Below are 20,741 nucleotides of genomic sequence, written 5' to 3'. Positions count from 1 at the left end.
GAAAGTGAGAGAAATTTCGGTAAATCTTTTAGCTTATTGAAAGCCATGGCTAAAGCAATTTTTTATGAAAATTAAATCAATACAACAACTCATCGGGGAATATTACTTATAATAAGTAATGCTTTCGCTCCCAAAGCTAAAGGTCGCATCTCCAGAGAATCTCAGGCTATCGTTTACAGATTTCTTTTCTAATGCTAAAACTTTAACGTCCAATGAAGATAGCTCAGGCTTAAATTCTTCCGCCAACTTCATAAGGGTGGCTATGTCGCTCGCATTAAGCCTTATCTTGTTACCTGTCTCATCTTGCCCTTTTTCAAAATTATTTAGCATCCTTGCCACCACCATTGCCATCTCATAACGCGTAGCAAGTCTCTTGCCTGAAAATGTAGAATCCCCATAGCCAACTATGAGTCCCTTTGACGCCTCTTCCTGCAACGCCCTATAAACCCAAGAGGAGGCAGGCACATCAGAAAATGGACCTGCCTGAGCCAAAGTAGGCATTATTAATAAAATTGATACAGTTAAAAATCCTAACAATAACTTTCTCAATCTCAATTCCTCTTTTTCCGAAATTCTTTGTTTACCAATGTATAAATTATACTTAAACTTTATATAAAAAAAATTAAAATTTCTTTAAACCAATTGCTGTTTCACAAGATATCTATGGTTAAAAGGTGAAATTATTCATCAAACACTTTATATATTGCGCTCATATCTTCCTCTGCATGTCTTTTTAAACCCTTTTTAAATGTTTCATTTACAGCAGCAAGAGTAGGACAATAACATTTAAATTCATCAGCAACGCTTACTGCAAATCCAAGATCCTTTTTCATATTTGCAAGAGAAAAATGAGTTTCAAAGTCGTCGTTTAAGACCTTCTTAATCTTAAACTCAAAATATGGGTTGGCAAGAGCGCCAGCATTCAATATGTTAAATACCATCTCAGGATCTAAACCTATCTTTTTGGCAAAAGCTAAGCCTTCAAGATAAGCTGTCAAAGAAGTAGCGAAAGCCTCGTTGTTCACGACCTTCACATAGGATGCCTTCGGAACATCGCCCAAGTACATTGCCTTCTTTGAAATCTTCTCAAATGAGTTTGTACACGCTTCAAAAGCCTCTTTGTCACCAGCAGCGAGAATTACAAGCTCGCCCTTTTGGGCAGGAATCTTGCTTCCTAAAACAGGAGACTCCAAAAACATAGCTTCCTTGTCTTTAACCATGTTGCGTAGCTCCAAAGAATAATTTGGATGAACTGTGCTAAAGTTCACTACAACCTTACCTTTGCTTAAGCTTTCTAAAAATCCATCTTTACCCTCACTCACAGCCCTACACGCTCTCACATCAGTTAACATCATAAAAATTAATTCGCTCTTTTCTGCAAGTTCATTTGGAGTGCTGCAAAATTTAGCGCCATTATCTTCTAATTCTTTTGCCTTTTCTCTTGTACGGTTAAAGACATACATATTAAATCCTGATTTTAATAAATTATTTGCCATCCCAGAACCCATAATTCCAAGCCCTATAAAACCAATATTCACAACATTCACCTCCAAGTAATCTATATAAATATAATTCTATAACAAAAGAAGCCAAATTTTATTTTTTTAATTTGCCTTTATTGACAATCAATGTCTTTTTGTGGTATAAGGTAGCTTTCGGTGATGGAGTTCACCGTAATGCCCCATAGATGGCTGATGACTCCTAGTATATTTTTGAAAGGAGTTGAAACGCCAATGAGTTTCATTTGTCAAAAAGGCAAAAATTATGCTTAGTAAAGATTTTGAGCTCTTAGCCCTATCTTTTGTCCAATTAATTTACGTTGTAACACTTGCTCCCCTTGCAGTAGGCATACTCAGAAAGGTTGAAGAAAGAATAGAATCAAAAATTGGTCCATCAATCTTTCAAGAGTATTACAACCTCTTTAAGCTTTTCAAAAAACAAAGTACATATCCGATCACCACATCGGTCCTTTTCGAGATCACGCCATATCTAACCTTTGCAATGTATCTGTTATTGACTCTTGTATTGCCCATCATTACTGCATTTCCTCTTACTTTCGGTCCAGTGGTTGACTTTATAGGAGGTGGGTTAATTTTCGCAGCAGCATCTACATTAAAAAAGATAGCAGCTCTTGACACAAGAAACAATTACTCTATTCTTGGTGCATCCAGAGCATCGTCAATTGGGGTCTTCACAGAGCCTATATTATTACTCATATTTATAATGTTCGGAGTAATATCTGGAACGAATAATCCTTATGTAATTAACAACATACTCCAAACATCTAATTTGTGGTATTTTTCACTAACACATATCTTTATTGCAGCAGCATTCTTTTTTCTTCTGATCATCGAGACAGGCAGCCTGCCTATTGAATCTGATTCTAGCAACGAGCTTGGCATGATAGATCAATCTCTAAATCTTGAATATTCAGGGAAAGAGCTTGCTCTAAATAAATGGGGAAGCTATATAAAAGCCTTCTTGTTAATGAACGTGTTTATAAACGTGTTCACATTCCCATTCTTTGTGCCAATGCAAATGAATATATTAAATGTTCTTATATACATGTTCATTAACTTTTTCAAGATGTTAATTCTAATTTTTATCTTCGCCCTTATAAACACTACCCTTTCCAAGTATAGATTGATGAAAATATTTGATTTCATATCGGTAGGCTTCGCCTTTGCACTTATTGCAATGATAGTCTTTTATACCACGAAAATGTGAGGTAGAAAATGCAAAATAATATATTTATACTGGTTGGATTTATACAGATAATACTGATAGTTTTTATGCAGTGGCAATCTTATATTTCCACTACAATAAAAACCTTTGATCTTTCTTCATGGATATTGGGGATTTTTCTTCTTGCCATAGGCATTATAAATAGAGAGCCTACTTTAATAATTCTTGCAATTTTAACCATCTTAACCAGAGCCATTTTTATCCCTCGATATCTTTTAAAAACGATTAAAAAGGATATTTGGAGAGTTAGAGAGTCGAAAAATCCACTTGGCGTGAGCCTTTCGATCATCATTTCTATCTGTCTTGCGCTTTTTAGTTATGGGCTATATTCAATAGCTCTGTCAAATTCTGGCTCAGTTCTCGAATCTATCCCCATCACCCTCATGCTACAAGGTGCTTTTCTCATTATTTCAAAGTCAAATGCGTACAATCAGTTGATTGGATATTTGGTAATGGAGAACTCTATCTTTCTTTTTGGATATATCTTCAGTGGACTCCCTTTCATAGTAGAGGCAGGCATAGTACTCGATATATTGGGAATTGTCTTGGTTAGCTCCATAATAATGAGGCTCAGAAAGGAAAATATAGACAATGAGGAGGAGCTATACGGATGATTAATTTTGAATTTATTTATCTACTACCCTGTCTAATTTCTTTTATTGCATCAATTATTGGCTTTTTTGCATTTAAAAGATTTGCAAAAACCATTTCTATTGCGTCCTCTGTACTTTGCATATTATCAGTCATTGTAGGATTTTGGGAGCCAACTGTACAAAACAATTACCTATACGTTGACAATCTTTCCAAAGTATTCTCTCTAATGATATCAATTGTATATTTAAGCGTTGTAATTTTTTCCATAGAATATATCAATCACATTGAAAACAAACTGATAAAAGTTCATCAGTATTTTAGCTTATTGAATATCTTCGTCTCAGCTCTATTTGCATCAGTTGTATTGAACAACCTTGGCTTAATTTGGGTAGGAATTGAAGCCACAACCTTTACTAGCGCTCTTTTGGTGTCTACCCAAAACGACTCAATTGCAGTCGAGGCAGCATACAGATATATAATAATTGTGTCAGTTGGCTTAATAATATCTCTTATAGCTACCCTATTTATATACTCTAGCGAGAAAACACTATCTATATTTAGCTTATTGCAACTCCACCCAACTGATAGCATATTTTTATTGGGATCTCTCTTGTCAATCATTGGATACGGCACTAAGGCCGGCATCTTCCCAATGTACACATGGCTTCCTGACGCTCACGGAAAGGCTCCAGCACCAGTGAGCGCTATATTTTCTGCAGTACTCTTGCCAGTCTCCCTTTATCCTTTGATTAGAATATTTGAAATATTTCCAAATTACTACCTTAGCCTCTTTGCATTTTCCTTAGGATTTCTTAGCGTGGCCACAGCAGCTATCATTGCAGGCTCACAAACAATTTACAAGAGACTGTTTGCTTATTCTTCAATTGAAAATATGGGCATGTCCTTGATTGGCATCAGCCTTGGAACTTTTGGTCTCTTTGGAGCCATAATTCTAATCTTCTCCCATGCCCTTGCAAAGTCAGGAACCTTTATGTTGACTGGTAACATACTTCACAGATTTAAAACTAAAAAAATTGAAGATGTAAAAAATATGATAAACCTTATGCCAAAAACAGGTTTGTTCTTCTTCTTCGGATCGCTTGCCGTGACAGGAGCTCCACCATTTGCTACCTTTGTAGGGGAGCTGATAATACTATCAAAGGTAATCCAAATATATGGTTATATCACAGGAGCGGTGCTGTTTGCGTTTTTGTGCATTGCGTTTCTCTTTATTAACAACAAAGTCATATCCATGGTGTTCAGTGAGTCTGACAAAAAACCTTTTATTGAAAGCAAATTCGTATACATTCCTATGATAAGTATTTCTTTGTCCCTGTTATTCTTGATTGCAATTCCATTTTTATACAGCTTTCTTGGAGGAATAATAAAATGAAAAGACTTTTAGGGATAATATCTTCAGATAATACAGAAAAATTACTTGTATCCTCTGGCACATTTACAGGGCTTGTTGATCTATCTCAAAAAACAGACTTTAAGTATTATGACTGGCTTAGAGATAGGGACTATGTTTACACAGATTCTAACATTACGTCAGAAGAGGTATTTAATTTCAGGCTAGGTCCTTTAGCAGGAGCCAATCAGGAGTGCTCAATCTACCATCTTAAAACTTATGGTGAAAGAATGCTTGCAGTAAACATAGACCAAACCTATAAATCACGAAAGATTGAAAATCTTATGGTTGGTCGATCTTTTGATGAGGCCATACCTCTTGCAGAGTCAGTTTGCTCAAACTTTGCATTTTCTCACTCTGTAGCATTTACCCAGGCAATAGAAGAGGCCCTTGGTATAGAGCTAAGCGGCTATTCAAAGCTTCTAAGAGTAATATTCTTAGAAATAGAGAGAATTTATAATCATATTTATGTTATTGTAAAGCTCTCTATATCAGCAGCCCAAAAAGTTTATTCTTCTCATCTATTATACTTGTTCGAAAGATGCATTTCTTTAAACTCAAAATACTTTAACTCCACCTTCTTAAAGAAGATAAAAAGGGTTGGAGAGGTTAAAGATTTTCCGAAAGAGCTTTTCCTAAATTACTTAGAAGAGCTAAAAAAAGTAGTAAATGAATTTAAGAAAATATACAATTTCAGTTTAGACAGCAGAAATTATTTAGACAGACTTCACAATACAGGAATTCTAACAATAGAAGATTTTTATAACATTGGCTTTGATGGGCCAGCGCTTAAAGCGATGAATTACAGTCTTGATATTAGAGAATTTAGCAAAACCACCAAAAATTTCAAACCCATATTGGAAGAAGAGGGAGACTCGCTTGCCAGAATGATAGTAAGAGCCAAAGAAGTAAGTCAGTCTTTGGAAATCATAGAAGAATCGATAGAATTACTTCAAGAAACTCAACCAGAAAGCCCAAAATCTCTAAAGACTTCTCAAAAGAGAGACTCAGGAATCGGTCAAAGTGAATCGGCAAGTGGATCGATAACATACTATGTAGAGATCAAAGATCAAAAGATTGACTATGTATATATCAGTACACCATCCACCTTTTTATTTAGGGCTATCCAAAAGGCATTGGTAGGACAGATATTTACAGACTTTCCTTTTACAGTCGATTCTTTTGGGGCATTTTTCTGCGACTGTGCAAGATAAAAAATATCAAGGAGGAAAAAATTGTTCTGGCCAATTTATGGTTTAACAAAAAAATATACTGAAAAAAAATTAAATATTTCAAAATTAAATCTCAAGCAACTATATATAAAAAATATTTTTAAGAGGTCTATCCACATATTTTGTATAGATGTAGGAAATGATAATGCCTTAAACTTTGAAATATTTGCGCTTTTGTCGCCAAAATACAATTTACACAGGCTTGGCATATTTTTTACTCAAACACCAAGGGAGGCCGATCTTTTGATCGTTTTAGGCAGGCCAACTGAAAAAATGGTCCCCCTAATGCTGGAAGCTATAAACCAAATGCCCGAACCTTTTGGCGTACTGTTAACTGAGAACAACGACCTGGGCATTAGTTTTGACAATTTCGATATACCCAATGTAATAGGCCATATTAAGGGTGATGTCTCAAGAGATGAAATGCTTTCCTACATATTAGCCTTCATGAAAGGTGATGAGAAAAAATGATATTTTATACATTAAGTGTTGTTTGTTTTTTGCTTGGAATAATTTCTTTTTTTAAGAATAAATTAAGCTGCATTTTTGCTGTACTTGGATCTGTTTTTTCAATAGCAGTTGGCATACTGGGGTTTGAAAGATCCCTAAATATTCTAAATCTTGTGCTATTTCCAGATATATCGTTGAGGCTTGGAATCGATAAAACATCTTCAATCTTTTTAATAATAGCCTTTATCTCTTTTGGGATAATCGCATTTTATTCGATAGACTTTAACAAACTATTTAGCAAGAAGATGGCACTCTTTATAAATATTTCAATGCTTGCAATGTTTTTTATCTTGACATCTCAAGATGCAATAACCTTTTTGATTTCATTCGAATGTATGACCATAGCAATATTTTTTAGCATTCTTGAGAGAAAAAATACATATAAAGAGGCATTTAGCTTTCTTGCATTTAGCGAAGCATCATCTATAGCACTTTTTATTGCATTTGGCGCACTTTGGGCTCAGACTGGGAGCTTTATCATAGCGAATGCTGTAGGCAATATTGTATTTATGAGCTTTGCTTATCTAGCATTCATAATAAAAATGGACATAATCCCCTTTCACGTCTGGATAAGCTCCACATACTCGAAATCTCCTTCAAACGTAGCTGCAATACTTTCTGTACCAGTTACCCTAATAGGAACTTATGGCATATTTAGAATATTTGCTTTAAACCCAAATATAGAAATATTTGCAATCATAAGCATTTTATTAGGTTCTGTTAGTGCTCTTTGGGGAGCGCTACAGGCAGCCAGATCCAGGAGCCTTAAAAAATTGCCAGCTTACTCTACCATAGAGAACAATTCCATGATACTTGCAAGCTTAGGCATAGCTTACTTAACTGCAAACACACAAAGTCTTCAGTACCTATCGCAATTTGCCATGCTTACTGCATTATTTATAATAATTTCACACTCGTTTTCCAAAACAGCTCTTTTTCTCTCAATAGGCCATGCAAAAGAGGCTTTTTCAGAAGAGCTAATTGACAATGTGGGTGGAGTTTTCAAATATGTAAGCAAGATAACTGGCTTAGGCATAATTATCGCAGGCCTTTCTCTAAGCGCCTTCCCTCCCCTGATAGGCTTTGTATCCGATTGGATGTTACTCGAAACCTTCTTCCAATCTTACAAGATTGATGATTTATCTTTAAAATTAATCGTAACCTTTTCTGCAATTTTAATTACTCTTGCAATAGGTCTTAGCTCATTCGGTATGAAAAAATTAATAGGATTTAGCGCACTTGGAACAAAAACTAAAGAAGTGATAAATATAGAATCGCTGACGATGAAAATTTCTGAAGCAATCCTGATATTTCTGGTTATCGCCTTAGGATTTATATCGCCTTTGATTGTAATTGGCCTCGGATATCCTACATTCTTAGATGGCCTTTTGGCGGTCCCGAAGCCTCTTTTGATAGTTTCAAGCAGGCCAATTTTTGGAGTCTTGTCTCCAACAATATTCGCAATTATGATTTTTATATTTTTCGTAGCTCTTTGGAAATTAAAGAGCAAGGAAAAAGATGTAAAAAGGGTGTCACCGTGGGTTGGAGGATTAGAGGCTTTGAGCACTGAATCGTTTAAAATAGGCGCCTATTCATTTATAGTAGAATCTCTCCTAAAGCCTCTCAATCAAACTAAAGAAATAAGAGAAAGCGATACGGCCTATGTTTACAGTATAGACATAATAGAGACATTTTACTCATTTATCACAAAGCTTTCTAACAAGATAAGCTCTTTCTTCTCAAAGACCATTATGAACTCAAGCATCCACTGGTATATAGCATACATAATAGGCGCATTTATTATAACCTTGATGTATTTTAAATTTACAAGGTGAAAAAGTCGTTTGACAACTTATTAAAAATTAAAATATAATAACCTATTATGGAACAAAAAGAGTACAACTTTTCTAAAATAGCTTCTAGGGCTAACGAGATTTTTCTGCAAAATATTGACGAGCCTGAAGTTTTAATTGAAAAACTTCTTGAAACTATTGCTGTAGATTTTAAACTTAGACTTATCTGGCTCGGAATGATAAGAAATGACGATATTTTATTTTCCAAGCCATATGGCCCAGCCTCTGAATACATAAACCAGAGCGCAGAATATAAAAAGAGAATGCTCCAAACATCATTGAGCGTAATTAAAGAAAAAAAACCGCTAATAGCTAACAATCTCTTGTTGGACAAAGGGTTTGAATACATACATGAAAACGCCAAGAAGTACAACCTTCAATCTGCTGCGCTATTTCCAATCTTACCAAACGATAAAATCTCAGGAATTTTGAGCATATATTCTGACGAAATAGGCTTTTTTACTACCAGAAAGATGGAAATATTGTCCAATCTTGCCAGCACATTTGGAGTTGTCTTAAGCATAATAGAAAATATGAAGGAAAAAATTCTTTTGGAAGACGTATTAAGCAGATCTATTCAAGGCATTGTAATAACCGACTCAGATAATAAAATCATCTACACCAATCCTGCCTTTACCAAAATAACTGGTTATGCCCAAGATGAAGCAATTGGTCAAGAGCCATCTATATTGAAATCAGATATGCACTCAAAAGAATTTTACTCCGATATGTGGAAGAAATTAAAAGAAGATGGCTTCTTTAGTGGGAAAATATACAACAAAAGAAAGGATGGCACTATATATCCAGAGATCATAACCCTTAGCACTATCAAGGACAAAGATGGCAAGATAATTTACTACACCAGCTTCTTTGTAGATATCTCAGATTTAGAAGATAAAGACAGAAAGATAGAATACCTTATGCTTCACGACTCAAAAACGGGGCTTCTAAATACTAAGGGTTTTTATGATAAGTTAAACGCTCTTGCAGCTGGCAAAAACAACTTTATAGTAGTTTATATAGACTTAGACAATTTTGCATATTTAAACACCACACATGGAATTGAAAAGGGAGATGCCCTGTTAAGAGATTTTGGACGCTTCTTAGAACAAGATACCTGCGAAAAAGAAGATTACGTTTGTTATTTTGGATCTGACGAATTTGCGATAATATCTCTTAAGAATACTCCAGAAGAAGCAACTGATTACATAAAAGACCTTAATAGCAGAATAAAAAAGAAAGAGTTCACCATAAATTCAAATAAAGTCCAGCTGTCAAGTTGCCTTGGCATTTCTTTATTTCCTATCGATTCAAGTGAGACAGATTCAATAATTAGTTTCGCACAGGCATCGTGTATAAAGGCGAAGCAACTTGGAAAGGGGCAGTGCGTTTTCTACAGCGAATCGATCCAAAAAGACTTTGAAAATAAGATATACTTTCATACCGAAATAACTCAGGCAATTGAAAGATTTGAATTTGAATTATTTTATCAGCCTATCTTTGACACAAGCTCTAAAAACATAAATCATGCAGAAGCTCTTATCAGATGGAGACACAATGAGAGGGGCATTTTAGCACCGTATGCTTTTATACCTTTTGCCGAGGAGTCTGACTTAATAGAAAAAATTGACTACTACGTTATAGAAAGAGGCCTAAACGATCTAAAAACCCTTCAAGATCACAACATAAACATATCCATATCAGCCAATCTCACCGGCAGGACATTTTTATCAGATGATTTCTTGGAAAATTTTAAAAATATTTTTTATAAAAAAAATATTAACCCAAATCACTATAGGTTTGAAATAACTGAATCAATAGCCCTCTCAAATGTAGAACGAACCAAAAAACACATTGAAGAGCTTGGAAGAATGGGCATATATTTCAATATGGATGACTTTGGAACAGGATACTCTTCTTTGTCATATTTAAACCGTTTCGACTTTAAAAACATTAAAATAGATTCGAGCTTTGTATTTGAATGCGAAAAGGATCCAAAATTAGCAATTCTTGTTTCATCGATAATCCATATGTTAGATAACTTACAATACAATATAACCGCAGAAGGGGTTGAAAGCGAATTTTTATTTTTTGCATTCAACCACTTAAATTGCGATTTCTTGCAGGGATATTTCTTGTCTGAACCGATACCTCTAAATGATTTTATATCATTTGTAAAGAATTTCAAATTAGATGGCACTCTTTTAGACTTTTTAAGAAAGAGCACGAAAACAATGGACTTTGAGCTAATAAAAGCTAAATATGAAATTTATAGATTTATAAGAAAAATAGACTCTATTATCAAAGAGAAAAAATTTGAAGACAGCTTATATACACTGAAAGACTATAAGAATTGCGCATTTGGAAAGTGGTTTTATTCAAACGCTGAAAAATATGCAAATTCTAAAAAATACAAAGACATAGAGACGCATCATGTAGCCCTACATAAAATTACCGAAAAACTAATAAGCGAGCTAAACGATAAAAATAGACTAAATAAAGACTTAGAAAGCCTCAAAAAAAGAGCATATAAATTAAATAGCTTGGTGGATAGCTTAGAAATTGAAAATTTTTGTTTGGTACCTAAACTCTAAGATTTATATGCTTCCTGCCTTGAAAAACAGCCCTACTGCAAGAGTCAACCCTAAAACTATTATAAAAACCCTAAGTAATTTTTCGTTTACCCTGTGAAGCGCATACGCCCCGACCTGTCCTCCAATTATCGCGCCAACAGATGCCACTAACGCCTGGGTCCAGGCAATATCCTTTGAAAAGAGAAACACCGCTACCGCCGATGCGTTCATCACAGCAGCCAAAACGTTCTTTGTAGCCCCTGCATTTCTCACAGCAAGTCCAGAAAGAGTAAGGGCAGCCAACATTAAAATGCCAATTCCGCCTCCGAAATATCCTCCATAAATTGCTATTATAAACTGCGAAATAATGGTTTTCGTAGGAGAGATGTGAGAGTTTGATTCGGTTTTTTTCTTAAAATAACTACCCCAAATAAAAACAAGAGTGGCAAAAAGAACCAGCCAAGGTACAAGATACTCAAAGATTTTTACAGGCGTCTTAATTAATAAAAATGCCCCTATTATTCCTCCGACCAAGCTAATTGAAAATAGTACCTTAAATGAAACAAGAGGTAAATCTGAAACGTGCTTTTTGCCAGCAAGTCCTGTAGTAATCTGACCAGGAAAAAGAGCTATGGTTGATGTTATATTTGCAGCCCTTGCATTTAAACCAGTAAACATAAGGGTAGGCAGAGTTAAAAATGAACCTCCGCCAGCAAGGGCATTTTGGACACCAGCAAAAAAAGAAACCACAAATAATATTAAATAGATAAAAATATTAACGCACCGCCTTTAATTTAATTTCAATCATAAGTATAATATATTATATACATTGTGGTCAATAAAAATAATTTTATTTTACTTTGTAAGAAATAACGCAAAAAATTTATTAATTAAGCTAAAATTTCTGTTAGAATGATTGCACTAAAAAAATAAGTAAGGAGTCGGGATGCACTTTAAAAACTTAGACGAAGTAGACAGACAAATATTGAAATATCTATCAGAAAATGGAAGGCTTAGCAATGCAGAACTTGGTAGGATGTTAAGCCTAACCAGAGCTGGAGTTAGAGATAGGGTAAATAAGCTCGTTGACAACGGGATAATAGATAAGTTCACCATAATAGTAAATCCATTGAAAGCTGGAAAAAATATCTCAATGTATCTTGAGATTGAAACAGAATGGCCTAAAATAAATCAAGTGGCAGAAGAATTATTGGAAAGAGAAGAAATAACAAATATATATCAGATGAGTTCATTCCCTCACCTACACGTTCACGCCCTATTTGAAGATCAAACTCATACAAGCAATTTTATTGAAAGTTTGAAGGCAATTGATGGTGTGAAAAGCTTAAGATCAGAAATTATAATCAAAAGATTCAAAGAAAGAGGCTCAATTTTAATTTAGAGTTTTATCCAGTTTTTGTTTTTTACGCTTGTTTTAAAAAAATCTTTTATAGCATACCATTTTGGATCAATGTCAACAAAATTTTCTTTATCAGCGTCTTCAAAATATGTTAAAGCCTTTAAAAAAATACCAAAATTGAAATTTTTATACTTTATTCTTAAAAACTCTCTTAAAGTGAATAGACCCCAAAAATTTTTCTTCAATAGATACCATAAATCAAAAAAATCTTTTTTGCTTCCTATCTGTGTAATCGCCAATGCTTTCATACAAGCTATATCTTCATCTGAAGCAAGTGAAATTTTTAAATTCTCATCATAATTTAATTTTTTAATTATACTAGTCCCTCCTGCCAGATAAAAACCCTCATCTATCCCATAACTCAGAACTACTTCTAAAGCACTTAGCTGCTGCCTCGTCAACTTCATCGTCTGATACTCCTAAAATTAATTTCCAAAAGCTCCTGTTTTTCCTTTTAAATCGATGAATATTTCTCAAAAAAACATCTTTTAAAATGCCTTCACTATATTTAGATAAGATATCTCCTGGATCAGCATAAAGCATCTTTCTGATTAGTATTTCTTGATCAGAATTTATTCCATCCCATCTATAAATTTTTTCATTAATCTTCTTGCCCATTAAATATGATTTTAGCACAACATTTCTAAAAGCTCTGAGCAGCATCAAGCGTAAGAATTTCGCCGTTTCTTAAGACTTTAAACTTAATAGGCATCTCATTTGAGATAATACTTGCCATAGAAGGTATATCTCTAACTGGCTTATCGTTTATCTCTAAAATTATATCTCCTACTTTAATCCCAGACTCTTCAGCCAACCCATTTGGCTTTATGTTTAATACCTTCAAGCCATTATAAGTCTCTCCAGTATCAGTTGAGTATGAAATTGATTTTACGTCTATGCCAAGACTGGCTTTGCTTAAAATTTGAGGTTTTTGTTGATTTGTATCTGATACTAATTTCTCTTTTCCATAATTAAAGTTTGGTACTGTCATAGAAAGATTTAAAAAGGTCTTGTTTCTATAAACCTTTACATTAAACTGTGCACTCTCCTTTCCCTCCACACCATTCTGGATAAGTCCAACAAAACCCATATTGTCTTTCACTTTTTCACCATTGACTTCTGTAATAATATCATTTGGCTTAAAGCCTGCTGTATCAGCAGGCGAAGTGCTCTCGACACTCTCTACAAATGCACCATAATTTTCACTCCAGCAAGTATCTTTTTTTAATTTATCCATCTTTTTTTCATCTACAAAATAATCAATACCAGTAGGTGTATACAACTTAGACCCAGCTGCTAAAGCAAATGTACTTATTACATCGCTAAGTTTTTGAGCAGTCTCTAAATCTTGAGTCCTGAAATATTGGAAGCTTGGATCCTGATGAGATAGAACTACCACTACGCACCATTTAAAATCCCTATCAAGATTAGGTAAGTAATAAATAAACGCATCCCTGACCTCAGTAAGATTTATAACAGAAGTCTCCTGCTGATCGCCATATACTCCAAAAACTCTTAGACCGTATTTATCAGCATCAATCTTTGTAGGAATATATCCCAGCCATGTTGAAAATTTCTGAGAAGCCATTAGGTTTGTAAGAATAGATTTTGCTAATTCAACAGAACTTAAAACCTGAGGTTTATACCATTTTGGTTCCCATTGCAAATCTTTTGAATTTAGTTCTACAGCAAAGGATACACTCGAAAAAATCATTAAAAATGCAAATAAAAAAATTAAAATCTTAGCCCTCATTTAACACCCTCCTTAAAACTGGTTAAGATAGAATATTAGCATAGAACTATAAAAAATACAAATAATATATAATTAATTTTTAATATGGTATAGAACTAACAATAAAAAATGGACAGCATTTTAAATTGTGCTGTCCATCGGATAAGCTGTGTTGCTCTTTATTTAAGAGCTTCTTTTATCAACTCAGCAATGTGCCTTACTTTCACATTTCCACCCTTTTTATCGATTAAGCCCTTAATTTGAAGAACGCAAGCTGGGCATCCAGCTAGCACAATATCTGCCTTTGATTCCATTATATCCTTGTGCTTTTGATCGGCTAACTCTCCTGAGATCTCTGGAAATTTAACTGAATATGATCCAGCCATACCACAACACTGATCACAGTGCTTCATTTCTACAAAATCTATTCCTGTTTTGTTTATTATATTTCTTGGTTCTTCAAAGATCCCCAAAACCCTTTTCAGATGACAGGAATCATGATACGTTACAAGACCCCTTCCTTTGAGAGATTTTAATTTCATTTCTCCCTTTTCACAAAGCTCATTGATATACGAAGTATATTCTTTTATTCTCTTACTAAACTTTACAGCAATCTCATAGTATCTTTGATTATCCTTCATCAATTCTGGGTATCTCTCCCACATCTCTACACCAGTCGGACAGGCTAAAACTATGAAATCTGGATTTTCCTTTTGCATAGCATCAAGATTTTGCATAGCAACCTTTTTAGCACTTTCAAGGTCCCCCATTAAGAACATAGGCGTACCGCAACATGTCTGATCTTGAGGGAAATTCACTTTAAAACCTGCACAATTAAGACTCTCGACTACCGCCTCCCCAATCTCAGGATATGCAAAGTCGATCAAACAACCACTAAAAAATGCTATTGTTTGCTTTTTTGTTTCCTTTTTCTGTTTTAGCCCATTAAACCTATCTCTAAAGGGCTGATCCACAATAGCAGGCAAAGATCTATCCTTTGTATAACCCGACAAAAACATAGGCAAATTTCTAATAAATGGGCCGCTCTTAAATGGCTTTTGGCCAAGACTGGCCATTCTTAACATATTGTGAAAAAGCTGTCTATTTGACATTATATTTTGAAATACCACTTTGGGCAGGGTAGGCAAACCAGCTTTTTTTACACTCCTTTTTCTCATCTCTACTATGAGCTCGGGAATATTTATCTTGCCAGCGCAAACCTCAGTACACCTTCCGCAGGTAAGACAAAGCTCTTGAATCTGATCTGCAGTATTTTTGCTACCAATGAATGAGTTCAGAAGAGCGCCAATGCCACCACTATATACATGACCGTACACATGACCGCCCAAAAGCGCATACACAGGACATACGTTCGTACAGGCGGCACACCTTATGCACTGATAAAGTTCTTTGAACACAGGATCTTTTGCCATCTCAAGCCTTCCATGATCCACCAAAACTATATGCAGTTCTTTCTTTTGCACTGAAAAAGATCCGTCAGGATTTTCTACTATCGCTTCTGATGGACCAGAAATCAAGTTTACATAGCTTGTTAGAACTTGAGCTGTAGCATTTCTGGGTAAGAATCTCAATATCGGTATAGCATCTGTCATCTTTTCTACTAATTTCTCATAACCTACCAATATCACATGAATTCTTGGCAGAGTAGCAGTAAGCCTTCCATTGCCCTCATTTGTCACTATGAAAAGAGAGCCATTTTCTGCAACGGCTATATTAGCTCCAGAAATACCCATATCAGCTTTCAAAAATTTTTCTCTGAGTTGAACCCTTGCAGTATGAACCAAAAATGGTATATCTGGCTCCATATCCTTGCCTAATTCTTTAGAAAAGTAGTCTGCCACCTGTTGTCTGTTTAGATGTATAGCAGGCATAACCATATGCGAAGGCTTATGCCCTGCAATCTGAATTATCCACTCACCTAAGTCGGTCTCCTGAGACTCTATTCCTTCTTTTTTAAAGGCTTCGTTTAGCTCTACCTCTTCAGATACCATAGACTTACTCTTTACTACCAGTTTGACATCTTTCTCTCTGCAAAGTTTCATAATGTAGTCGATAACGTCTTTATCAGTTTTGGCGCGATAAACTATAGCCCCTCTTTTTTCTACTTCACTTTGAAATTGATCAGCTAATTTATCTAAATTTTTAACTACGTTCTTTTTAATATTTGCAATCTGCTCACGCAAATCTTCAATATCATATCCTTCGAAAGCCTTTGCGCGTGCTCCTGGATACACCTCAGAAAAAGTCCCCAGGTTCTTTCTCTGGATATTGTCTTTCAGCTTATCTTTAATCTTGTCTTTTAGCTCTTTTGTAATCATTATTCTTCCTCCTCTATGAGCATTACCACTAACTTACTAGGGCCATGCACTCCAATGGTCAAAACCCTCTCAATATCTGCGGTTCTACTAGGTCCTGTAATAAAACTTATATGTCCACTTTCAAATTTTTCTTTAAAGATCTCGAACATTGACTCGTAATCCTTTACAATTCTGTTTGATCTTACCAGAGCTATATGGACGTTTGGCATTGCAGAAACCAATCTCTTCCAAACTGGATATGACCACTCTATGACAGATCCTGTTTCGGCCAGAGCGCATTCCATCTCAGAAATGCCGATGTCAGCAATATTTGCCTCTTTCTTGCCTCCCTCAAAGAAGAAATTTATATTCATATCCTTTGAAATCTTATCAATCCCCATATTGTCCACCAGATCTGATTTAAAGGCAATAATATTTTTCGCATTTTCCCTTTTAAAAATTTCTTGAATGGTATTCTTCGCATCTTTCAGATTAGTGAAGTATACCTCAGCAGAAACTGCTTCAGCTCTTCTTTTAAAATCTTCAAAAGAACCTTTCTCAACCTTCCCACTAAACTTTTCATCCCACAAAACTGTTTGCATAAATACCTCCAAAAACATATTTAATATATTGTAGAACCAAATTTATAAAATTGTATAATTTAAATTATTGAAAAGTTCAGAATTGTTTAACATTGGTATTCCAGGTAAACTATTTAATGCAATAATATTGAATATACCTTTAAGATTTATAATTATTTTGTATACGGTTTATAATATTCTTATGAAAATTTTCAAAACTAACTTTATACTAATAATAGCTCTTGTCCTTACAGACCTATTATCCTTTTATCTTAGCCTATTTTTAGCCTATCAGATCAGATACATTCTTTTCTACCTGCTGCCAGGGAGACTGGTTCCAATGTCTTTTCCATTCTTATCATTTTTAAAAATGTGGTGGATGCCCTTCATAACCATAGTTCTTATATGGACAATGAATTTATATAAAAAGCGGCTGCCCTTCTGGATTGAGGCCTCAACTTTAATCAAAATACTTACATTAAATTCTGTATTAATATTTGCAATGGTATCTTTGGGTAGGCTTCTCGATGAGGTATCAAGGGGTGTCTTGATCTTGTTCTGGTTTATCAGTCTATTTTTATTTCCCCTATTAAGGCTCATAGTAAAATTAACCTTGTTCAATTTTAACCTGTTTAAAGAGCGAATATTGTTTCTGGGAGCTGGAAAAACCGCAAAAGATAGCGCATCTGGTTTATTATACGATAAATATCTCGGATATCACCTGGTGGGATTTTTAGATGACGACAAGGAGAAATGGGGCGATTTATTAGAAATATGCGGCAAAAACTATAAAGTCTTTGGCAGCATAAATCACTTTAAAAAATTTATCAAAAAATTAAACATTTCTACTATCGTAATAGCTATGCCATCTCTTGACGCCCAATCGTCATCCAAGCTCGTTGGAAAGGTGCAGTTACTGGTAAACAAGGTCATAGTAGTTCCTGACTTTAAAGGAGTGGCACTTTTGAATTCTGAGCTGCTGACCCTATTCGATCAGAGGCTATTTTTGATAAGTATCAAGAACAACTTAAAGTCGAAAACAAGCCAGGTAGTAAAAAGAATATTTGACTTAGTTTTATGTCTGGCTTTCTCCTGGCTAATCTTGCCCATTATAATTATAATAGCTATGTTTATCAAAAGGGACTCGGAAGGCAGTGTCTTCTTTATTCAAGAGCGTGTGGGAAAGCACGGCAGACCATTCAAATGCATAAAATTTAGGTCAATGATATCAAATTCTGATGAGGTATTAAATAATTATCTTAATGAAAACCCTGAAAAAAAGTTAGAATGGCAGAAATTTAAAAAGATAAAGGGGTTCGATCCCAGGGTTACAAAGTTTGGCAGATTTCTTAGAAAGGCATCTCTTGATGAGCTCCCACAGATTTTTAATGTCGTAAAAGGCGAAATGAGCCTTGTGGGGCCAAGGCCCTATCTATATTCAGAGATACCTGACATGCAAGATTATAAGGAAACAATACTGCTTACAGTGCCAGGAATCACAGGCCTGTGGCAGATATCTGGCAGAAGTGAGCTCAACTTTAACGAGAGGTTAAATATTGATGTATGGTATATTCTAAATTGGTCTGTATGGCTCGATTTGGAGATACTATTTAAAACTTTATCGGTCGTAATTAAGAGAGAAGGAGCCTATTAATAAATTTTGAAATTAAAAAGTCTTACATATAAAATTAATAAATTTATGTTCACAGTTCTCTTTATTAATAGTAAAATATAGTCTGTTATGGAACATAATAATATTGAAAAATCAGAAGATTTAAAGATTCTCTTGTTAACTGTTAGCGAGCTTATGTTTGCAATAGTTGCGATTCTGGCTCTCAGATTCCTTGACCATCCAATATATTTCAGCACTACTAAAACGGTAATATTTATCTCAACCACCATAGGCGGCGGACTATTTATATTTACATACTTTCTCAGCAGAAAATTTGACTTCATAAAAGATATGGGAAATCAGATACAGTCCTTTATCTTCAAGGATATAGGCGCACTTGAAATATTTTATCTTGCCCTCCTATCTTCCTTTTGCGAAGAGATATTCTTTAGAGGTCTCTTGCAAAGGCTTTTTGACGTCCCCTTTGCTGCTTTAGTCTTTGGGCTGTTTCATATGTCGGAGTGGACTAACAAAGGCATGGCGAATGCAATGTACCTTGCATTTTTAGGGCTTTGCTTTGGGCTGCTGTATAACTACACCCATACCATTACGGCGCCGATAATAGCGCATTTTTCTGTAAAGTTTTGCGTTGGGATAGCGAACTATTGGCTCGATCCCGACAGGCTTTAGAACAAAGAAAGGTATAAACGAATAAAGTAATCTCCAAACCCGTATGAAATCATGCAGCCAAGCACTAAAAATGGACCAAAGGGTATAGGCTCACCCTTTCTAATTACGCCAAAAGTTCTAAAAACAATTCCGATTATGCTGCCAAGCAAAAAGGCAGTGAAAAATCCAAAAAAAGAATGAAATACGCCAAGAAAGCATGACATTGAAGCAGAATATTTTGTATCCCCTCCGCCCATACCGCCATTCGTTATCACAGAAACGCTGTAAAATAGCAGAAATATCCCGACAGCAACTACAATGGATCCTATCAGATTGCCCCGCAAAATAGCAATTCCAACTGCAGGAATTAGAGATAATAATGAAAATGAATCGGGAATCAAAAGAGTCTCAAGATCGGTAAAAAATATGCCCAGAGATGCAGTGAAGAACCAAACGTGCAAAAAGAACTCCAGACCAAGTCCCCAATCCAGGTAACATACCAAAAAGATCATCACTTCAAGAATCTCTACCACTAAATATCTAATAGGAATAGGTTCCTTACAGTAAAAACACTTGCCGCCTAAGAATATATAGGACAATATCGGAACATTCATATACCACTTCAGAGAGTTGCCGCACTTCGGGCATCGTGAAGGCGGGCTGATTATGGATTGTTCTCTGGGAAGTCTATAAATGAGCATGTTTAAAAAGCTTCCAAATATCGCTCCAAATGAGATTATAAATACAAAATCCATATATAAAGCCTCCATATCTTGATTTCAAAAAGGTCTAATTTTTCTTTAATTAGCAAAAAATATAATAAAATATTATAATTTAAAATTTAGCAAAAAAATTAATCTTATGAATTTAGGAGGAAAAATGAAAAGAATTTTAGTCTTTTTATTTCCTTTGCTTTTTGTATTCATTTTATCAGGTTGTAACAATCCTGTTACAAAGGGAGAGATCAAAACTCCCGCCCCATCAACAGAACAGATAAGCTCAAAATCGGTTGAGCTGCTGTTTCCAAGAGAGAATGAAAATCCCGTACCAGTATTGACAAACCTTTATAACAACGCAAAGAAGAAGATTGATGTGGCGATATATAGCTTTACTCAGCCAGAAATCTTAAAAGCTCTAACCAATGCCAAGAAAAGAGGTGTAGATGTAAGGGTGATCGTGGACAGGGAACAATCAAACGGCAATGTAATGAAACACGCGATAAATACCCTGCTGATAGATAAAATTCCAGTTAAAGTAAACACACATTCAGGACTTATGCACTTGAAAATGAGCGTAATAGACGATTCTATAGCCACCACAGGAAGCTACAACTACTCAAAGGCAGCTACCGATACAAATGATGAAATGTTTGTAGTGGTCAGCGATCAGGCTTTTGCGAAGAAGTGTGAGAATTACTTCGACAGAATGTGGAACGACAATGAGAACTTCAAAAGCCTTTCAATTTAGCAAATAAATCAAACTATCCAGGAG

20 protein-coding genes and 1 riboswitch are annotated in these 20,741 nt (G+C 35.0%); of the genes, 11 read left to right on the top strand and 9 right to left on the bottom strand.

The features are described 5' to 3' along the window. Positions 1–102: 102 nt before the first annotated feature. On the bottom strand, positions 103–549 hold the full coding sequence (locus tag V4762_RS07720) for an S-layer homology domain-containing protein (RefSeq protein ID WP_347315210.1): 447 nt from the start codon (positions 547–549) through the stop codon (positions 103–105). 131 nt (positions 550–680) lie between these two features. Beyond that, on the bottom strand, positions 681–1,538 hold the full coding sequence (locus V4762_RS07715; RefSeq protein ID WP_347315209.1) for an NAD(P)-dependent oxidoreductase: 858 nt from the start codon (positions 1,536–1,538) through the stop codon (positions 681–683). 110 nt (positions 1,539–1,648) lie between these two features. Next, a riboswitch (Fluoride riboswitch) is annotated at positions 1,649–1,711 on the top strand. Positions 1,712–1,764: 53 nt separating this feature from the next. On the opposite strand from V4762_RS07715, the gene V4762_RS07710 reads away from it, so the two are divergent. The 7 genes from V4762_RS07710 to V4762_RS07680 are packed head-to-tail and all read left to right on the top strand — an operon-like array spanning position 1,765 to position 10,939. Continuing rightward, positions 1,765–2,727 (top strand): respiratory chain complex I subunit 1 family protein, encoded by a 963-nt coding sequence (locus V4762_RS07710; protein ID WP_347315208.1) that lies wholly within the window; start codon positions 1,765–1,767, stop codon positions 2,725–2,727. Positions 2,728–2,735: 8 nt separating this feature from the next. Then, positions 2,736–3,359, top strand: coding sequence for a hydrogenase 4 membrane component (E)-like protein (locus tag V4762_RS07705; RefSeq protein WP_013756411.1), 624 nt, complete (start codon positions 2,736–2,738; stop codon positions 3,357–3,359). Continuing rightward, positions 3,356–4,732, top strand: coding sequence for a proton-conducting transporter transmembrane domain-containing protein (locus V4762_RS07700; RefSeq protein ID WP_013756412.1), 1,377 nt, complete (start codon positions 3,356–3,358; stop codon positions 4,730–4,732). The genes V4762_RS07705 and V4762_RS07700 overlap by 4 nt, the downstream gene beginning before the upstream one ends. Continuing rightward, on the top strand, positions 4,729–5,964 hold the full coding sequence (locus V4762_RS07695; RefSeq protein ID WP_347315207.1) for a hydrogenase large subunit: 1,236 nt from the start codon (positions 4,729–4,731) through the stop codon (positions 5,962–5,964). The genes V4762_RS07700 and V4762_RS07695 overlap by 4 nt, the downstream gene beginning before the upstream one ends. A gap of 21 nt (positions 5,965–5,985) precedes the next feature. Beyond that, entirely contained in the window at positions 5,986–6,453 is a 468-nt protein-coding gene (locus V4762_RS07690) for an NADH:ubiquinone oxidoreductase (RefSeq protein ID WP_347315206.1), read from the top strand. Next, positions 6,450–8,327 carry a proton-conducting transporter transmembrane domain-containing protein gene (locus tag V4762_RS07685; protein ID WP_347315205.1) on the top strand — a complete coding sequence of 626 codons (1,878 nt, stop codon included), beginning with the start codon at positions 6,450–6,452 and terminating at the stop codon, positions 8,325–8,327. The genes V4762_RS07690 and V4762_RS07685 overlap by 4 nt, the downstream gene beginning before the upstream one ends. A 47-nt stretch (positions 8,328–8,374) precedes the next feature. Continuing rightward, positions 8,375–10,939, top strand: a complete 2,565-nt coding sequence (locus V4762_RS07680; RefSeq protein ID WP_347315204.1) for an EAL domain-containing protein — start codon at positions 8,375–8,377, stop codon at positions 10,937–10,939. 3 nt (positions 10,940–10,942) lie between these two features. Here V4762_RS07680 and V4762_RS07675 read toward each other — a convergent pair whose 3' ends face one another. Further along, a complete protein-coding gene (locus tag V4762_RS07675) occupies positions 10,943–11,686 on the bottom strand; it encodes a sulfite exporter TauE/SafE family protein (protein WP_458646949.1) in 744 nt (247 codons plus the stop codon). 178 nt (positions 11,687–11,864) lie between these two features. Between V4762_RS07675 and V4762_RS07670 the strand changes: the two genes are divergently transcribed. Beyond that, on the top strand, positions 11,865–12,320 hold the full coding sequence (locus tag V4762_RS07670; RefSeq protein WP_347315202.1) for an Lrp/AsnC family transcriptional regulator: 456 nt from the start codon (positions 11,865–11,867) through the stop codon (positions 12,318–12,320). Here V4762_RS07670 and V4762_RS07665 read toward each other — a convergent pair. The 5 genes from V4762_RS07665 to V4762_RS07645 all read right to left on the bottom strand — a co-directional run bounded on the left by V4762_RS07665 (position 12,317) and on the right by V4762_RS07645 (position 16,990). Further along, the gene (locus V4762_RS07665) at positions 12,317–12,745 is read right to left on the bottom strand and encodes a nucleotidyl transferase AbiEii/AbiGii toxin family protein (protein WP_347315201.1); all 429 of its coding nucleotides are present in this window, start codon (positions 12,743–12,745) and stop codon (positions 12,317–12,319) included. The genes V4762_RS07670 and V4762_RS07665 overlap by 4 nt on opposite strands. Further along, positions 12,684–13,001, bottom strand: coding sequence for a hypothetical protein (locus V4762_RS07660; RefSeq protein ID WP_347315200.1), 318 nt, complete (start codon positions 12,999–13,001; stop codon positions 12,684–12,686). The genes V4762_RS07665 and V4762_RS07660 overlap by 62 nt, the downstream gene beginning before the upstream one ends. After that, a complete protein-coding gene (locus V4762_RS07655; protein WP_347315199.1) occupies positions 12,982–14,091 on the bottom strand; it encodes a PDZ domain-containing protein in 1,110 nt (369 codons plus the stop codon). Before V4762_RS07655 ends, V4762_RS07660 begins: the two co-directional genes overlap by 20 nt. A 158-nt stretch (positions 14,092–14,249) precedes the next feature. Continuing rightward, a complete protein-coding gene (ldhH, locus tag V4762_RS07650) occupies positions 14,250–16,409 on the bottom strand; it encodes an L-lactate dehydrogenase (quinone) large subunit LdhH (RefSeq protein WP_347315198.1) in 2,160 nt (719 codons plus the stop codon). Then, the gene (locus V4762_RS07645; RefSeq protein ID WP_347315197.1) at positions 16,409–16,990 is read right to left on the bottom strand and encodes a LutC/YkgG family protein; all 582 of its coding nucleotides are present in this window, start codon (positions 16,988–16,990) and stop codon (positions 16,409–16,411) included. Before V4762_RS07645 ends, ldhH begins: the two co-directional genes overlap by 1 nt. Positions 16,991–17,072: 82 nt before the next feature. Here V4762_RS07645 and wbaP point away from each other — a divergent pair, with 82 nt between their 5' ends. Both wbaP and V4762_RS07635 read left to right on the top strand, forming a co-directional pair. Next, on the top strand, positions 17,073–18,623 hold the full coding sequence (gene wbaP / locus V4762_RS07640; RefSeq protein ID WP_347315196.1) for an undecaprenyl-phosphate galactose phosphotransferase WbaP: 1,551 nt from the start codon (positions 17,073–17,075) through the stop codon (positions 18,621–18,623). Between the two features lie 87 nt (positions 18,624–18,710). After that, positions 18,711–19,271 carry a CPBP family intramembrane glutamic endopeptidase gene (locus tag V4762_RS07635; protein ID WP_347315195.1) on the top strand — a complete coding sequence of 187 codons (561 nt, stop codon included), beginning with the start codon at positions 18,711–18,713 and terminating at the stop codon, positions 19,269–19,271. Here V4762_RS07635 and V4762_RS07630 read toward each other — a convergent pair. Beyond that, entirely contained in the window at positions 19,268–20,005 is a 738-nt protein-coding gene (locus V4762_RS07630) for a prepilin peptidase (RefSeq protein ID WP_347315194.1), read from the bottom strand. The genes V4762_RS07635 and V4762_RS07630 overlap by 4 nt on opposite strands. A 124-nt stretch (positions 20,006–20,129) precedes the next feature. Between V4762_RS07630 and V4762_RS07625 the strand changes: the two genes are divergently transcribed. Beyond that, positions 20,130–20,717: a phospholipase D-like domain-containing protein gene (locus tag V4762_RS07625; protein WP_347315193.1), complete on the top strand. Its 588-nt coding sequence runs from the start codon at positions 20,130–20,132 to the stop codon at positions 20,715–20,717. Positions 20,718–20,741 lie beyond the last annotated feature (24 nt).

Source organism: Thermodesulfobium sp. 4217-1, from assembly GCF_039822205.1.
Taxonomy (GTDB): Bacteria; Thermodesulfobiota; Thermodesulfobiia; order Thermodesulfobiales; family Thermodesulfobiaceae; genus Thermodesulfobium.
The sequence above is the reverse complement of the archived record's forward strand: the minus strand, read 5'-3'. Positions and strand labels throughout refer to the sequence as shown.

What these genes read in the sequence shown, in the direction of transcription:
- V4762_RS07705 (WP_013756411.1), top strand. Translation starts at nt 2,736, where the DNA reads ATGCAAAATAATATATTTATACTGGTTGGATTTATACAGATAATACTG.
- V4762_RS07645 (WP_347315197.1), bottom strand. Translation starts at nt 16,990, where the DNA reads ATGCAAACAGTTTTGTGGGATGAAAAGTTTAGTGGGAAGGTTGAGAAA.
- V4762_RS07660 (WP_347315200.1), bottom strand. Translation starts at nt 13,001, where the DNA reads ATGCTGCTCAGAGCTTTTAGAAATGTTGTGCTAAAATCATATTTAATG.
- V4762_RS07625 (WP_347315193.1), top strand. Translation starts at nt 20,130, where the DNA reads ATGAAAAGAATTTTAGTCTTTTTATTTCCTTTGCTTTTTGTATTCATT.
- V4762_RS07700 (WP_013756412.1), top strand. Translation starts at nt 3,356, where the DNA reads ATGATTAATTTTGAATTTATTTATCTACTACCCTGTCTAATTTCTTTT.
- V4762_RS07655 (WP_347315199.1), bottom strand. Translation starts at nt 14,091, where the DNA reads ATGAGGGCTAAGATTTTAATTTTTTTATTTGCATTTTTAATGATTTTT.
- V4762_RS07685 (WP_347315205.1), top strand. Translation starts at nt 6,450, where the DNA reads ATGATATTTTATACATTAAGTGTTGTTTGTTTTTTGCTTGGAATAATT.
- V4762_RS07680 (WP_347315204.1), top strand. Translation starts at nt 8,375, where the DNA reads ATGGAACAAAAAGAGTACAACTTTTCTAAAATAGCTTCTAGGGCTAAC.
- V4762_RS07695 (WP_347315207.1), top strand. Translation starts at nt 4,729, where the DNA reads ATGAAAAGACTTTTAGGGATAATATCTTCAGATAATACAGAAAAATTA.
- V4762_RS07635 (WP_347315195.1), top strand. Translation starts at nt 18,711, where the DNA reads ATGGAACATAATAATATTGAAAAATCAGAAGATTTAAAGATTCTCTTG.
- V4762_RS07665 (WP_347315201.1), bottom strand. Translation starts at nt 12,745, where the DNA reads ATGAAGTTGACGAGGCAGCAGCTAAGTGCTTTAGAAGTAGTTCTGAGT.
- V4762_RS07670 (WP_347315202.1), top strand. Translation starts at nt 11,865, where the DNA reads ATGCACTTTAAAAACTTAGACGAAGTAGACAGACAAATATTGAAATAT.
- V4762_RS07630 (WP_347315194.1), bottom strand. Translation starts at nt 20,005, where the DNA reads ATGGATTTTGTATTTATAATCTCATTTGGAGCGATATTTGGAAGCTTT.
- V4762_RS07710 (WP_347315208.1), top strand. Translation starts at nt 1,765, where the DNA reads ATGCTTAGTAAAGATTTTGAGCTCTTAGCCCTATCTTTTGTCCAATTA.
- ldhH (WP_347315198.1), bottom strand. Translation starts at nt 16,409, where the DNA reads ATGATTACAAAAGAGCTAAAAGACAAGATTAAAGATAAGCTGAAAGAC.